We start from the raw sequence: 13969 nt of genomic DNA on the forward strand, positions 1-13969 counted from the left end.
GAAGGAGGGGGCGGGGGGTTCACGGTTCTCCGGCGGCTCCTGCCCCGCGGGCGGGCGGCGTGGGGTGTCATGGGTCCCGGCCCTGGTGCCACCGGCGGCCGCCCGTACTCGGCTCGTTCCGGTCACCGCGGCTCCCTCCCCAGCAGCCGACGTAGCGTGATCTCGTGGCGGGTCGGCGGCAGGTCCAGTGCGGCCCTGCCGTCCGCGCGTGCGATCCTCCCGGTGTTCACGCAGTGGCGCCAGGCGTCGGAGAGCGGGCCGGACGGCTCGGCGGGGACGCGGAGGATCACCCGTTCTCCTTCTTGAACCGTTCGTGCGCCTTGTTGTGCAGGTCGACGAGTTGCTGCATGTTCTTCGCCTTCAACTCGGCGAGATACGCGTCCCATTCGGACATCGGGCGCTTGCCGAGCACGAACTGCAGGGTGTTCTGGATGGCGTGGTCCTTGAGCGGGGTGTCCCAGAGGGTCGCCTGCTCCTGCTCGAAGGACTGCAGGGGGTGGGCCGGGTCGACGGGGAGTTCCTTGCGCTGGGACATGACGTCCTGGAACTTCTTCTCGTCCGGGCTGAAGTTGGAGGACACCAGCTCCCAGCTGCCGCCGTAGGTGAACACGCCGTTGAAGAAGCCGTAGTCCTTCTGGAGGTCCTTCGGGGCGTCGGGGTCGGAGCCCATGAGGGAAATCCCGGGCTTCAGCGTGTACGTGCCGCCGGACTCGGTGTAAGTGACGCCCTCCACGCCCCACTTGCAGAACTTCTGGCCCTCGTCGGAGTACCAGAGCCAGTCCACGAACTGCATCATCGCGACGAAGTCGGCGCTCTTGAGGGCCTTGCTGGAGATCATGACGCCGTTCTCCAGCCGGATGCCGCTCAGCAGGATCGGTCCTGCCGGGCCGAGCGGCACCGGGACCATCTCGATCTTCGCGCCCTTGACCTGCTTGCCCAGGTTGTAGCGGTAGTTCTGCACCAGCTCCTGGGGGTTGGCGCTGATCACGTAGGACTTCTCGGCCAGCAGCTTCTGCACGGCCTGGTCGTCCTGCTGGGTGAAGCTCTCGGGGTCCAGGAGCTTCTCGGCGACGATCTTTCTCAGGAACTCGATCATCTGCCGGTAGGCGTCCTGGGCGGCCGTGAAGACGAACTTCTGGGCCTTGGTGTCGAAGCTGATGTTGTCGTACGTCCAGCCGGCCTTCACCCCGTAGGCCTGGCCGAGGTATTGGAACAACGCCCCGCAGGGGAAGGGTGTGTTGGTGCTCCAGCGGTCGCTCCAGGGGTATGTGCCGGGGTACTGCTCCTTGAGCGCCTTGAGGACGTCGTACACCTCGTCCCAGGTCGTGGGCAGGGTCAGTCCGTGCTTGTCGAGGATGTCCGTGCGGAAGGACAGCGAGTAGCCGGACTTGGGCTTCTCGTGCAGGCCGGGCAGCAGGTAGTACCTGCCGTCGGACTGGCGGATGGAGTCGAGCTCGGGCTCGAGCTTCCACTTCTTCACCTTGTCCCGGAAGTTGGGCATCAGGTGGACGTACTCGCTGACCGGGAGGATCGCGCCCGAGGACACGAAGGCGACCTCGCCGGGGTGGTACGTCTTCGGGATGATGAAGGGGGCATCGCCCGCGCCGATGAGGACACTGCGCTTCTTCTCGTAGTCGGCCAGGGGGACGTCGAGGGGTTTGATGGTGACCCCGGTGCGCCGGGTGACCTCCTTCCAGAACAGCCAGTTCTTCTTCAGGGGATAGACCGGGTTGTCGTTGTGCAGCATGGAGAAGGACAGCGCCTTGGTGGCCTTGAACTGCTGGCCGGCCTGGTACTCCTTCATCGCTCCCTGTCGCTTCTTGGAAAGGTCCTTGGAGTCCCCTCCGTCATCGCCGCTGCCGCAGCCGGTCAGGGTGGCGAGGCCGATGAATCCCGCGGCGGCGAGGATCTGACGCCGTGACAGCTGTCCTGAGTTCTCCACGGATACTCCCTTGTTCCGTAAGCGAATTGACGGACTGTCAGCCCTTGACCGCGCCGAGCATCACGCCCGAGACGAAGAAGCGCTGGACGAACGGGTACACGCAGATGATCGGCAGCGCGGTGAGCACGATCGTGACGGCCTGGATGCTCGCGCCGACCTGGCTGAGCTCCGCGGTGCCGGCGCCCGCGTTGCCGCCGCCGGTGGCGCCCGCGATGAGGTTGCGCAGATAGACGGTGACCGGCATCAGGTCGGACTGGTCCAGGTAGAGGAACGCGCTGAACCACGAGTTCCAGAAGGACACCGTGTAGAAGAGCACCATGGTCGCGACGACCGCCTTGGACAGCGGCAGCACGACCCTGAAGAGGATGCCGTAGGTGCTCAGGCCGTCGATCTGCGCGGCCTCCTCCAGCTCGGCCGGCAGGCTCTCGAAGAAGGCCTTCATCACCAGCAGGTTGAAGACGCTGATCGCGTTGGGCAGCGCGATCGCCCAGACGCTGTTCTTCAGTCCGAGCTCGGTGACCAGGATGTAGTTGGGGATCAGACCGCCGGTGAAGAACATCGTGAACACGGCGATGCCGACCAGCACCCCGCGCCCCTTGAGGTTCTTCTTCGAGAGGACGTAGGCGTAACAGGTCGTCAGAACCATCGCCACGGCGGTGGATACGACCGTGTAGAAGACGGTGTTGCCGTAGTTCCGCCAGAACATCGAGTCCTGGAAAACGATCCGGTACGTGGTGAGGTTGAACCCCTTGGGCCACAGGGTCACTTCACCGGCCCGGATCTGCCGTTCCCCGCTGAAGGACCGCGCGACGATGTTGGCGAACGGGTACAGGGTCACCAGCACGACGAGGGTGAGGACCACCCCGTTGACGCCCTGGAAAACCCGGTAGGAACGGCTCGGCCTCACCACAGGCTGGTCCCCACTGTGCGGCGCGAGAGCGTGTTGGCGGTCGTGATCAGGACCAGGCCGATGACCGCCTCGAACAGGCCGATCGCGGCCGCGTAACTGAAGCTGTTGGACTCGACACCGGCGCGGTAGACGTAGGTCGAGATCACGTCGGCGGTCGGGTAGGTCAGCGGGTTGTAAAGCAGCAGGACCTTCTCGAATCCGACCGCCATGAACGTGCCGACGTTGAGGATCAGCAGTGTGACCATGGTGGGGCGGATGCCGGGCAGGGTGACGTGCCAGGTCTGCCGCCAGCGGCCCGCGCCGTCGATGCGCGCGGCCTCGTACAGGTCCTCGTCGATGGTGGTGAGCGCGGCGAGGTAGAGGATCGTGCCCCAGCCGGCGGTCTGCCAGATCTCCGAGCCGACGTAGATCGTGCGGAACCAGCCGGGTTCCTGGATGAACCGGATCTCGCCGTGGCCGAACCAGCCGAGGGCGTGGTTGACCGGCCCGTCGGTGGCGAGCATCTGCATCGTGAGGCCCGCGACGATCACGATCGACAGGAAGTGCGGGAGGTACGAGACCGACTGCACGAACCGCTTCAGGGAGCGCCGGCGCACCTCGTTGAGGAGGAGGGCGAGGACGATCGGGATCGGGAAGCAGAACACCAGCGTGAGCCCGCCTAGCCACAGGGTGTTGCGGAACACCTGCCAGAAGGTCGGGTCGCTGAGGAACATGCGCACATAGCGCAGGCCCACCCAGTCCTCGCCGAACATCGAGCCGCCGGGCTCGAAGCGCCGGAACGCGATCACGTTGCCGATCATCGGCAGATAGCGGAACACCAGGAAGAACAACAGCGGCAGGACCGCCAGGGAGTAGAGCTGCCAGTCACGGCGCAGGGCCCGGCGCCACGTGCCGCGCGGCGCGGGGCGGGAGACGGCGCCGGGCAGGTCTTCGACGCTGGATGGTGGAGAGGCCGACTTGACGGATGTGCTCATGCTCGGTCCTCTCAGACGGAGACATGGAACCGAAACTTTCGAGCTCTTACCGGTAACTGCGCGGCAACTTAGAGGGACGAAGAAAGCGCTGTCAATGGGGCGGACAGGAGATACGTGGGGCGGGAGTGGGGTAGAACCGGGAGGCCACACCCCTTGACTCTCCGCAAGTTTCACTACTTGGACCGACTCATGCGAGGTGCCCTGTGCCTGCGTTCGACCTGCCCGTCGCGGAGCTGGAGCACTACCGTCCCGATGTCCAGGAACCCCCGGATTTCGACGAGTTCTGGCGTGACACCCTGAAGGAGGCGGCGCAGACGGACGTGTTGGTGTCGATGCGCCCGGCACCGAGCGGACTGCGGCTGACCGAGACCTGGGACGTCACCTTCCGGGGCTTCGCCGGCGACCCGGTACGCGCCTGGTACAGCCGACCCGCCGGGGTGCGTGAGCCACTGCCCGCGGTCGTCGAGTACGCCGGCTACGGCCGTGGGCGCGGCCTTCCGCACGAGCGGCTGACCTGGGTGAACGCCGGGTACGCGCATCTGCTGATGGACAACCGCGGCCAGGGCGACCAGTACGGCAACGGCGGCGCGACCCCCGACCCGCACGCCTCGGCACCGGGCGGCCCGGGGCCCGCGGTACGAGGCCTGCTCGACCCCCGCGCCTACCACTACCGGCGCCTGATCACGGACGCGGTGCGCGCGGTGACCGCGGTGCGGGCGCTACCGGAGGTGGACGTCCGGCGCGTCGCGGCCGTCGGCAACAGCCAGGGCGGCGGGCTGGCGCTGGCGGTCGCGGGACTGGTGCCGGATCTGGCGGCGGTCCTGGTCACCGCGCCTTTCCTGTGCGGCATCCGGCGCGCTCTGGACCTCACCGACGCGAGTCCGTACGGCGAGATCGGCGCGTACCTGTCCGTGCACCGGGGCGTGGAGGAGGCCGCGTATCGCACGCTCGCGTATGTGGAGGGCGTCTCCTTCGCGCGGCGCGCCGCGGCCCCGGCCCACTTCGGGACCGGCCTGCGGGACACGGTGTGCCCGCCGAGCGGGGCGTACGCGGCCTTCAACCGCTACGGCGAGCTGACCGGCGTGGACCCCCGCAAGGAAATCCACGCCTATCCGTACAACGGCCACGAGGGGGGCGACGCCGTGCAGGTGCGGCGCCAACTCGACTGGTTGGCGGATGTGTTGCGGGTCAGCCGGTAGCCAGCGTGAACACGTGCAGGTCCGTGTTCCGCGGCAGCTTCACGCTCGCGATCCGCTTGCCCTCCGGTGCGGTGAACGGCTTGGTGGCGAAGACGTACGTGGCCACCGGGTCCCGGTCCGCGCCCGCCACGTTGCGGTAGGCGGCGCGGGCGACGACCTCGTTGCCGTACTGGACGGTGCCGCCCCCTCCCCCGACGGTCCAGTCGGTGAAGGCCAGTTCGACTGTGTCGGTGCTGCCGTCGGTGTAGGTGACGGTGGCCTGGCTCTGCTGGTTTCCGTTGACCGCGCTGCCGATGAAGGACAACTGACCTGCCGACTGGTGCAGTTGGACGGTCTGACCGGATGCCGTCGCGTTGTCGGGCCGGCCGCTCGGTGAGTTCGGCCAGGTGAAGGACAGGCCGTCGACCGTCCCCTGCCCGCCCGGGGTGAGACCGGCCGCTTCCAGCGCCTGGCGGGAGTAGCTCCAGCCGCCGCCGTCGTAGTCGGCCTCGTCGTGGTCGCCGGAGTCGTCCGAGATCCCGGTGTTGTCGTAGGCGGCGAGAAGGGTGCCGGGTGCGGCGACCGTGAGGGACACGGGCTGTTCGTACGCGGTGCCGTCCGAGGTGACGGCGACCGTGACGTCGTAGAAGCCCTGCGCGGTGTCCTCGGTGGTGGTCAGGGTGATCTCCTGGGAGCCGTCGGCCACCGTGCCCTCGGCGGGGCTCGCTGTGATGCCTTCCGGTGTGCTGACGCGGAAGCGGACCTCGGGGCCCGTGCCGTCGCCGCTCAGCGACAGCGCGCGGACACCGGTCTTCGTACTGCCGCCCGGCGCGATCGTCGCCGCGGTCGGGCCGACACCGATCTGGTACGGCTGCTCGCCCGCGCGGAAGGACGGCGGGGCCGCGTCCGCTCCCCAGGCCGGGGCGGGCTCGGTGGACAGGGTGTAGTCCAGCCGGCCGCCGTCCCGCACGAAGGAGGCGGGGAGCCAAGGTGCCTCACTCGTACGGCCGTCGACCTTCAGGGAATGGACGTACGGCGCGTCGGCGGCCGCTCCCTGCGCGCGCACGGAGATGTCGTTGCCGAAGGGGCGGTCGATCTCGATGCGCGGGAACAGCGGTGAGGCGAGGACCAGTTCGGACCGGGACGGCACCTGGGGGTACATGCCGAGCGCGGAGAAGACGTACCAGGCCGACATCGCGCCGAGGTCGTCGTTGCCGGGGATGCCGCCCGGCTGGGTCGACCAGAGCTGTCGCATGGCGGCGCGGACGGTCTCCTGGGTCTTGTGGGGGGCGCCCGCGTAGGCGTACAGGTAGGGGACGTTGATCGACGGCTCGTTGTCCAGCTCGGACTTGTCGCCGCCGTTGCCGGTGAAGGCCCAGTCGCCCTTCTCGTCGTGGAAGAAGGAGTCGAGGCGGTCGAGGGCCTTGTCGCGGCCGCCCATCGCGGCGAACAGGCCCGCCGGGTCGTGCTGGACCATCCAGGTGTACTGGGCCGCCGTCCCCTCGACGAACCCGTTGCCGGTGGCCGGGGTGAAGCCGGTGACCCAACTGCCGTCCGCCTTGCGGTGGGCGATGTACCCGCCGCCCGGGTCGGCGGCGATGTTGAAGGTGTTCTGCCACCACTGGGATCTCTTGGTGAAGGCTGCCGCGGTGTCCTTCTCCCCTGCCGCGCGGGCGAGTTGGGAGAGCGCGAAGTCGGCGCCGGACATCTCCAGGGTCTCGGCGGCCCCGCCCCAGGCGTTGGAGACGGACGGCATGTAGTGCAGCTTCAGGTACTTGTCGAGGGAGGGCCGCTGGCCGACGGACAGCACGGGCTTCCCCGCCGACGACAGGTCCCCTTCAGTGGGGAGCGTGGCCGCCCGGACGAGCGAGTCCAGTGCGCCGCGCAGGTCGAAGCCGGTGCCGCCGAAGGCATGGATGCCGGCCAGGGCGATGGGTGAGGGGTCGCCGTTCATGACGTGGGTGCCGCTCGCGCCGTGCAGCCAGCGGTCCCAGACACCGCCGTTCTGCCGGGCCAGTTCGTACAGGGACTGCGCCACGTCCGAACCGGTGCGCGCGTCGAGCAGGGTCAGCAGTTGCACCTGGCCGCGGTAGACGTCCCAGCCGGAGAAGGTGCCGTACTGGGCCCGGTGGCCGCGGGCCACGCGGTGCACCTCGTCGTCGCTGCCCCGGTATCTGCCGTCGGCGTCGCTGATGACGTTGGGGTGGAGAAGGGCGTGGTAGAGCGCGGTGTAGAAGGTGATGCGTTCGTCGTCGGTACCGCCGCCGACGCGGATCGCCCGCAGCCGGTCACGCCAGGCACGGCGGGCCGCGTCGCGCACCGCGTCGAAGGAGCGCCGGGGCGGGTTCTCCGCGGCGAGGTTGGCCTCCGCCCCCGCCCGGCTGACGTACGAGATCCCGATCCTGACGCCGACCTGCTCGGTGCCGGGTGCGAACCGGACGTATCCGCCCGCCCCCTTGCCCGCGACGGGCCGCCCGTCCTGGGAGAAGCCGCCGGTGCCGCCGGAGGCCTTGAGGGACCCGGGGGCGAGGGTGTCGTCCTGCCAGGTGCCGGTGGCCGCGAAGGGGCGGTCGAAGTGGGCGGTGAAGTGGAGGGTGTAGTAGGCGCGTCGGCCTTCCGGGTCGAGGTAGCCGCAGAAGTTGCCGGAGGTGACCGAGCCGGAGACGGTCCGGGCCTCCGGGTCGATCTCGACCGTCGAATCGGTCGAGCCCACCTCGGAGTTGGCGGTGCGGAACAGCAGCGAGGCGGGCTTGTCGGCCGGGTAGGTGAAGCGGGCCGAGCCGGTGCGGGCGGTGGCGGCGAGGTCGGCGGTGACGCCGGAGTCGAGGCCCACCTTGTAGTGGCCGGGCTCCGCGGTCTCGTCGGCGTGGCGGAAGCCGGCCGCGTACACCGCGTCCTTGGTGTCGCTCGCCGGGGACGAGGTGACCTCGCCGGCGAAGGGGAAGAGGGGGACGTCACCGCTGCCGCCCGCGCAGCCCGTCCCGGACATGTGGGTGAGGCTGAAGCCGCGGATGCGGGTGGCGTCGTACAGGTAACCGCCGGGGGCGGCGGTGCGGGTGGCGTCGCCGCGGGTGTTCTCGGGGCTGAAGGAGAACATGCCGGACGGGGTGACGGCGCCGGGGAAGACGTTGCCGCCGTTCTTCGTGCCGATGAGCGGGTTCACGTAGGCGGTCGGGTCGTCGACGAGGCCGGGTGGCGCGGCGGGCGCCGCGAGGGCGGGGGTGGCGCCGGTGGCCGCGAGAACGGCCGCCAGCAGCAAGGACGTAGGACGGAAACGCATGACGCGGCCCCTCCTCCTTCGGACGGGTCGCGCACCACAGGTCGCACAAGCCGCAGGGACAGTAACGTGCGCCACGCGTATCACGGAAGGGTGCGTACGGCGGAAGGGACGCGCGAGGGTGTCGCCCGGGCGGCCGGGCCGGCCATTTTCCCCAACTTATTTGACATCGTTGTCCGTTGGCGCGGTAAAGTCATGTATAGACCACTCGACAACGTTGTCGCGCGTCGGGTCGTCACAAGCCATGCACCATCCGCGTCGGCCATCACCCCCCTTGCGCCGGCACGGCTCGCGGACCCGGTGGCGCACAGCTCCACCGGGTCCGCCCTGAGCGGAAGGTTCGAGCGGGTTTCTGACGCTCGCGTTTTCTGAAACGCTCGTGCTTTCTGAAACGCTCGTGTTTTGACGCCGACTCAGCCGACTCGGCAGGGAAGGGTCGCGGCAGTGTCACCTCCGGAGCCGGTGACGACGTATCCGAACGTCGTACTCTGCCCCGGACTGAGCGAGCCGTTCCAATTGGCGTTGTGGACCATGACCGCCTGGCCGTTGTAGGTGGCGTTGCCGTTCCAGAGACTGTCGACCTTCTGTCCGACCGGCAGGCTCCAGTCGACCATCCAGCCCAGCATCGGGACGTCGCCGGAGTTGGTGACGGTCACCTCGGACTGGTAGCCGCCGCTCCAACTGCCGGTGGTCTTACGGGTGGCCGTGCAGGTGCCGGGCACCGGCTCGGTCGGGTTGCCCGGCTCGTGGATGCCGGTGACCTCGCCGTTGCCGCCGTCGAAGACGACGTCGGAGCAGGAGTAGAAGGTCTCCGCGCTGTCCGAGCGCTGCCAGACCATGTAGATGATGTGGCGGCCGGACTTGTTCGCCGGAAGCTGCCCGGTCCAGGAGTAGTTGGCCTCTACCGTGCCCGGGCTGCCGTTCAGCGGCGGGTGGTCGACGCTGAGGAACGGCTGGGCCTCCATGTCGTCCCAGGTGAGGGTCTTCTTCGGGTCGAAGCCGTCCTTGGTGACGTAGACGTAGAACCAACCCGGGTGCGCCGCCCAGGCGTTGTAGGAGAAGTCGACCGTCTTGCCCGCGGTGAGATGGGTGAGCGGCCAGTCGTCGCGGGCGGCGTTGAAGCCGGTGAAGTTGGGGTTGCCGCCGCTGCACAGCTGGCCGTCCGGGACGAAGCCGCGGGTGCGGCCGGCGCCGTCCGAGCGGAGCACGGAGAACCAGTTGTAGAACGGGGTGGTGCCGCTGACCGCCTGCGCGTTCTTGCAGGCCGGGTTCACCGGTTTGATCTCACCGGTGTCGGTCAGCGCGTCCTGCCAGCACAGGAAGGTGCGGCTGGCGGGCTTCATCGGGGTGCCGTGAGCCTCGGCCTTGACGCCGGCCGTGAGGACCAGGCTGAGGGCGGGGATGGTGGCCAGGAGGGAGACGAGGACCAGGAAGAGGGCTCTGGGACGGGTCACCCTCGATAACTTTGTCAGGATCATGACAGTCCAGTCCGTTCCTTGAGGTACGGGCCGTGCGGGGTGTGTGTGGTTGCCGTGGGATGGGAGCTCCAGGCGGGCGGGTTCCGGTCCGTCCGAGTGGGAGCGCTCCCACCCCACGTGTTGCGGAAGGTAGCGCGAAGTGGGGCGGGTGTAAACAGGGGGCGGGGGGTTGGGGGAATTGCCCCGTGCGGGACGTGGAGGCCCTACCGACTGGTCACACCGGGTGGGCCGTCTGAAAGGCCAGTCGCTTCTGCGCGCCTTCTCCTATGGCTGTCAGCGTGTCGTCGAGGGCCAGGAACTCCTCCCACACCGTCCGGCCGCTCGCCTCGGCCAGCCTCCTGATCACCAGGTCCTCCAGTTCCGGCACCCGCTTGTTCTTCCAGATCTTGTCGGCGACGCTGACGAGCAGGTCTTCGAGCTCGATGTCCGGGCGTGTCCAGGCCGCGTGCGTGGCGGCGAAGCGGGCGCGGTCGGGGGTGATGCCGTGGGCCAGGAGGAGTTCACGTCCGGCCTCCTCGTGTGCGGAGCCGGGGCCGGAGAGTTCGGAGGCGTGCGCCGTCTTTCCCACGTCGTGCGTCGCGGCCCCGAACAGGACTGCCTCACGGTCCAGTTGGAGCCCCGGGTACCGCACCGCCAGCCATTCGACGAGCTCGTACGCCACGTCGTGCACGAGTCTCAGGTGGGCTGCCAGCCGGGGTGGGGCGTCCAGCGTACGCAGGAGCCTGGCGGCCTCATCGGGGAGGGGGCGGGGGCCGGGGGCCTGGAGGGCTTGGTGCAGGGGGTCACGGGGGGTCACGCGGTAAGGGTAGGGGTGAGTAAAGGAGTTGGGGTGGGTCCGGGCGTGCCGTCCGCCGGCCGACGTCGTACCGGCAAGGTCGGCCCGTCTGCCGGTTCTGACAACGAGCTCCGCACGGTCGCCCCGACCGGGCTGTGGCCCGTGCGTGACGGCGGGCCGACTACTCGATGAAGGAGGCTTCCCCGCGGGACCACGCGGGACCACGCGGGAAGGCACGGGGAAAGCAGCGTCTCCGCGTGCTGCGTGACAGCGCTCCGGGCGATCCTGAGCGCGCGCACTTCGTTCCCGTGGGTCGAGCCCTCGTCGTCGCGCATGCGCAGGACGCCGCTGCCGCGGTCTCCCTGACCGTGCCCTCCAGCGGTGGTGCTCGAACACACCGCGCTCCAGATGAGGCCGGTGGCAGCGGTTGCCACCCGCCTTGCTGGCACTTGGAGCCTGGCCCGACAGGCCCCAAGTGCCCATGCCGGCTCAGCGTTTGAGCGTGAAGGTGAAGTCGCCGGAGAGTCTGGAGCTCAGCCGGGCCACGGAGACCAGCTTCCCCTCCGTGACCAGTCTCTCGACCTCGGCCCGGGACACGCCGCAGCCCTCGGCGATCAGCCGCACCGGACGGACGGGGATCCGTGCCGCGAAGCGGACCGAGACGTCGATCACCTCGCGGTCCAGGTGATCCGATCCGCCGGTGTCGAGACGCCAGGCGTCGTTCCAGTCCAGGGCGATGCGGTTACGGCGCCGCACGACCGGGTCCTGGAGCAACTCGGCCGCGAGAGCAGGGTCGTTGTCGTGCAGCCGGTCCAGCAGTTCAGGTCGTACGGAACGCACATGCGTCCGCTCCAGGAGTGTGAGCTTCGCCGTTTCCCCGCAGGCGGTGCAGAGCACGAGGAGCCAGATGTCGAGGAGCTTGTGGTTCGCGTTGACACGGAACCTGCCGTCGGCCCGGAAGCGATCCGACGCGCACGTGCGGCAACGGCGGAGAACCAGCGGAAGGCAGGTGGGCATGACCACCCAGTTGGTGAGCACAGAAGTACACCGGTTTCAGTGAGAAGTCCGCAGCAAGAAGCGGCGCGGCGCACATGCGCGACGCGCGACCGATCAGCGCTTGGGGGGTCTCACAGGGTGTACAACGGCACGTCCTTGCCTGGGCGACTCGGTTCGCCAGCACGCTAACGGCGACCGGCGGTGCTGATCCATTGGTTTTCGGTCGAGGCGGCTGAGCGCCCCCACTCGACGGCCGCCCCCGCCTGCCCGGCACCCGGCCGCATGCCTGTCGCCTCCAGGAAGAACACTCCTTCAGGAAGAAACGCCGTCGTCGGCGTTCATGCGCGGGACCGCCCGACTTGCCACCCTCGTAAGGGAGTTACACCGATAGCCCGCTTCCGGACACCGCTCGTGCCTCGGCCCCCGCCTCCATGGCCGCCGGGAGATCGATCGTGAACTCGGTGCGTCCGGGGACGCTGTTCACCTGGATGCGGCCCCCGTGCGCTGCCGAGATCGCCGCCGCGATGGCCAGACCGAGGCCGGAGCCGCCGGAGTCGGCGTCGGCGCGTGAGCGGGAGGTGTCTGCCCGGGTGAAGCGTTCGAAGACCGTGGGGAGGAGGGCCTGGGGGATGCCGGGGCCGTTGTCGCGGACGCGGATCACGCAGCGGCCGTCCGCGGACTCCACCGATGCCGTCACCCTCGTGCCGGCCGGCGTGTGCATCCTCGCGTTGGACAGAAGGTGGGCCACCACCTGGTGCAGGCGGGCCTCGTCACCAGACACCAACACCGGTGCGTCCAGGCTCAGTTCGAGCTGCCAGTCGTGGCCGCTCCCCGTCGCCCGCGCGTCCCACACCGCCTCCGCGACCAGGGCCGCCAGGTCCACCTCCCCGGACTGGAGGGGGCGGCCCTCGTCGAGGCGGGCGAGCAGGAGCAGGTCCTCCACCAGGCCCGTCATCCGTGCCGACTCCGCCGAGACCCGGCGCCAGGCCAGCACCGGTTCGACGCGGCTGGTGCCGCGGTTCATCAGCTCGGCGTACCCGGCGATCGAGGCGAGCGGTGTCCGCAGTTCGTGGCTGGCGTCGGCCAGGAAGCGCCGCATGCGTTCCTCGCTGCGCCGCATCCGCTCCTCGCCGTGCTGCCGTTCGGCAAGGGAGAACTCCACATGATCGAGGAGGTGGTTGAGCGCGGCCCCGACCTGGCCGGCCTCGCTGGCGGGGTCGGTGTCCCGTTCGGGCACCCGGGTCAGGGTGGTGGCCTCGCCGTGTCCGAGCGGGGCGCGGGAGACCTCGGCGGCGGTGGCGGCGACCCGGCGGAGGGGGCGCAGTTGCCGTCGTATGACCACCGCGCAGACGCAGCCGGCGGCGGCGAGTCCGGCCAGGGCAACGCCTGTCTCGATCATCACAAGGCCGCTGATCATGTCCTGGACGCCGTCCATGGGCAGGCCGGTGAGGACCCGGGCGTCTCCGCTCACGCGGACGGTGACCCGGTAGCTGCCGAGGCCGGGCACGGCACGGGTGTGCAGTGCACCGTCCGCCCGGATCCCGGCCAGGGCGGTGCGCTGGCCGGTCCTGAGGCCACGGGTCGGGGCGTCCGGGACGGCGACGGCCGCGGAGACGATGGCGCCGTCCTCGTCCAGCCGGGCGGAGAGCATCCCGGCGGGCTGCCCGGACTCCCGCAGGAAGGCCAGGTCGTCGTCCGTGTCCCGGTGCGACGAGGCTCCTCCCAGGGCCCGTTCGGCTGCGTTGCGGACGCGGTCGTCCAGGTTGCCCATAAGATAAGCACGTTGGAAGAGCGCCGTGATCAGGCCCGTCGCGACACAGACGACGACCAGCGTGGCACTGACGAACACGAGCAGACGGGTGCGGAGGGACCGGGTGCGCGTCCTCGCGTTCGGTCGCCGGCTCATCTCCCTTCCTCCGCGGCCCTGACGGCGTACCCGAGGACGCCGAAGAAACCGCACCGGAGGTGCTCGGGGATCCGCGCCTTCCTCAGGATCTGACGCGGGTGTGCGAGCAGGTCGTACTCCCCCGCGGTGAGCCGGACGGACCCGCCCGCGTGGCGCACTTCGCGGGTGTCCTCGATCGTGACCAGGTCGCCGCGCACGTGGACGGAGGCGTCGGCGCCGGTCTCCGGAGCGTCGAGCCGGTGTGCCGGGGCGTCGGGGGCGGTCAGCGTGCGGACGGGCGGCTTCGGATTATCGAAACGCAGCCGGCGCGGGACCTGGAGGCCGTCGAGGGCGGGCGGCATCCCGTCGGGCACAACGGCGTGCGGTGCGCAGCCGCGCGCGGTCCGCAGCCCGCTCCGTCCGTCCAGCGCCGGGTAGGGGCGCCGGGCCGCCTCGGTGACGGCGACGGACGGCACTTCGCCGAGTGCGGGCTCGTCGTCGACGATGAGCACGCGTGCGCGGCCGGTTCGTGGTCCGGAGGTGCCAGTCATGTA

11 protein-coding genes are annotated in these 13969 nt (G+C 69.6%); 1 reads left to right on the plus strand and 10 read right to left on the minus strand.

The window, feature by feature from the left end; translation table 11 throughout:
* Nucleotides 1-122: 122 nt before the first annotated feature.
* Genes D1369_RS42845 through D1369_RS09505 form a run of 4 tightly spaced genes read right to left on the minus strand, consistent with a single transcriptional unit; the run spans nucleotide 123 to nucleotide 3826 of the window.
* Complete coding sequence (locus D1369_RS42845) at nucleotides 123-290, minus strand: hypothetical protein (RefSeq protein ID WP_158680172.1); 168 nt, start codon at nucleotides 288-290, stop codon at nucleotides 123-125.
* Nucleotides 287-1942, minus strand: a complete 1656-nt coding sequence (locus D1369_RS09495) for an extracellular solute-binding protein (protein WP_037901690.1) — start codon at nucleotides 1940-1942, stop codon at nucleotides 287-289. Before D1369_RS09495 ends, D1369_RS42845 begins: the two co-directional genes overlap by 4 nt.
* Nucleotides 1943-1979: 37 nt before the next feature.
* The gene (locus D1369_RS09500) at nucleotides 1980-2852 is read right to left on the minus strand and encodes a carbohydrate ABC transporter permease (protein WP_007385374.1); all 873 of its coding nucleotides are present in this window, start codon (nucleotides 2850-2852) and stop codon (nucleotides 1980-1982) included.
* Nucleotides 2846-3826, minus strand: coding sequence for an ABC transporter permease subunit (locus D1369_RS09505; protein ID WP_007385373.1), 981 nt, complete (start codon nucleotides 3824-3826; stop codon nucleotides 2846-2848). The genes D1369_RS09500 and D1369_RS09505 overlap by 7 nt, the downstream gene beginning before the upstream one ends.
* 203 nt (nucleotides 3827-4029) lie before the next feature.
* On the opposite strand from D1369_RS09505, the gene D1369_RS09510 reads away from it, so the two are divergent.
* A complete protein-coding gene (locus D1369_RS09510; protein WP_007385372.1) occupies nucleotides 4030-5025 on the plus strand; it encodes an acetylxylan esterase in 996 nt (331 codons plus the stop codon).
* On the opposite strand, the gene D1369_RS09515 is transcribed toward D1369_RS09510, so the two are convergent.
* The 6 genes from D1369_RS09515 to D1369_RS09545 form a co-directional block, all read right to left on the minus strand.
* Nucleotides 5015-8284: a GH92 family glycosyl hydrolase gene (locus D1369_RS09515; protein ID WP_007385371.1), complete on the minus strand. Its 3270-nt coding sequence runs from the start codon at nucleotides 8282-8284 to the stop codon at nucleotides 5015-5017. The genes D1369_RS09510 and D1369_RS09515 overlap by 11 nt on opposite strands.
* 410 nt (nucleotides 8285-8694) lie before the next feature.
* The gene (locus tag D1369_RS09520; protein ID WP_007385369.1) at nucleotides 8695-9759 is read right to left on the minus strand and encodes a lytic polysaccharide monooxygenase; all 1065 of its coding nucleotides are present in this window, start codon (nucleotides 9757-9759) and stop codon (nucleotides 8695-8697) included.
* 214 nt (nucleotides 9760-9973) lie between these two features.
* Nucleotides 9974-10555 (minus strand): HD domain-containing protein, encoded by a 582-nt coding sequence (locus D1369_RS09525; RefSeq protein WP_050789767.1) that lies wholly within the window; start codon nucleotides 10553-10555, stop codon nucleotides 9974-9976.
* Between the two features lie 468 nt (nucleotides 10556-11023).
* A complete protein-coding gene (locus D1369_RS09535; protein WP_007385367.1) occupies nucleotides 11024-11572 on the minus strand; it encodes a DUF1062 domain-containing protein in 549 nt (182 codons plus the stop codon).
* Between the two features lie 337 nt (nucleotides 11573-11909).
* Nucleotides 11910-13436, minus strand: a complete 1527-nt coding sequence (locus tag D1369_RS09540) for a HAMP domain-containing sensor histidine kinase (protein ID WP_007385366.1) — start codon at nucleotides 13434-13436, stop codon at nucleotides 11910-11912.
* Nucleotides 13433-13966, minus strand: a complete 534-nt coding sequence (locus D1369_RS09545; RefSeq protein ID WP_007385365.1) for a response regulator transcription factor — start codon at nucleotides 13964-13966, stop codon at nucleotides 13433-13435. Before D1369_RS09545 ends, D1369_RS09540 begins: the two co-directional genes overlap by 4 nt.
* Nucleotides 13967-13969 lie beyond the last annotated feature (3 nt).

Origin of the sequence: Streptomyces sp. CC0208 (genome assembly GCF_003443735.1) — a bacterium.
Taxonomy (GTDB): Bacteria; Actinomycetota; Actinomycetes; order Streptomycetales; family Streptomycetaceae; genus Streptomyces; species Streptomyces sviceus.

Bases quoted from the DNA above. Each gene is read 5' to 3' on its own strand.
- D1369_RS09505 (WP_007385373.1), bottom strand. From the start codon at position 3,826: ATGAGCACATCCGTCAAGTCGGCCTCTCCACCATCCAGCGTCGAAGAC.
- D1369_RS09515 (WP_007385371.1), bottom strand. From the start codon at position 8,284: ATGCGTTTCCGTCCTACGTCCTTGCTGCTGGCGGCCGTTCTCGCGGCC.
- D1369_RS09520 (WP_007385369.1), bottom strand. From the start codon at position 9,759: ATGATCCTGACAAAGTTATCGAGGGTGACCCGTCCCAGAGCCCTCTTC.
- D1369_RS09540 (WP_007385366.1), bottom strand. From the start codon at position 13,436: ATGAGCCGGCGACCGAACGCGAGGACGCGCACCCGGTCCCTCCGCACC.
- D1369_RS09545 (WP_007385365.1), bottom strand. From the start codon at position 13,966: ATGACTGGCACCTCCGGACCACGAACCGGCCGCGCACGCGTGCTCATC.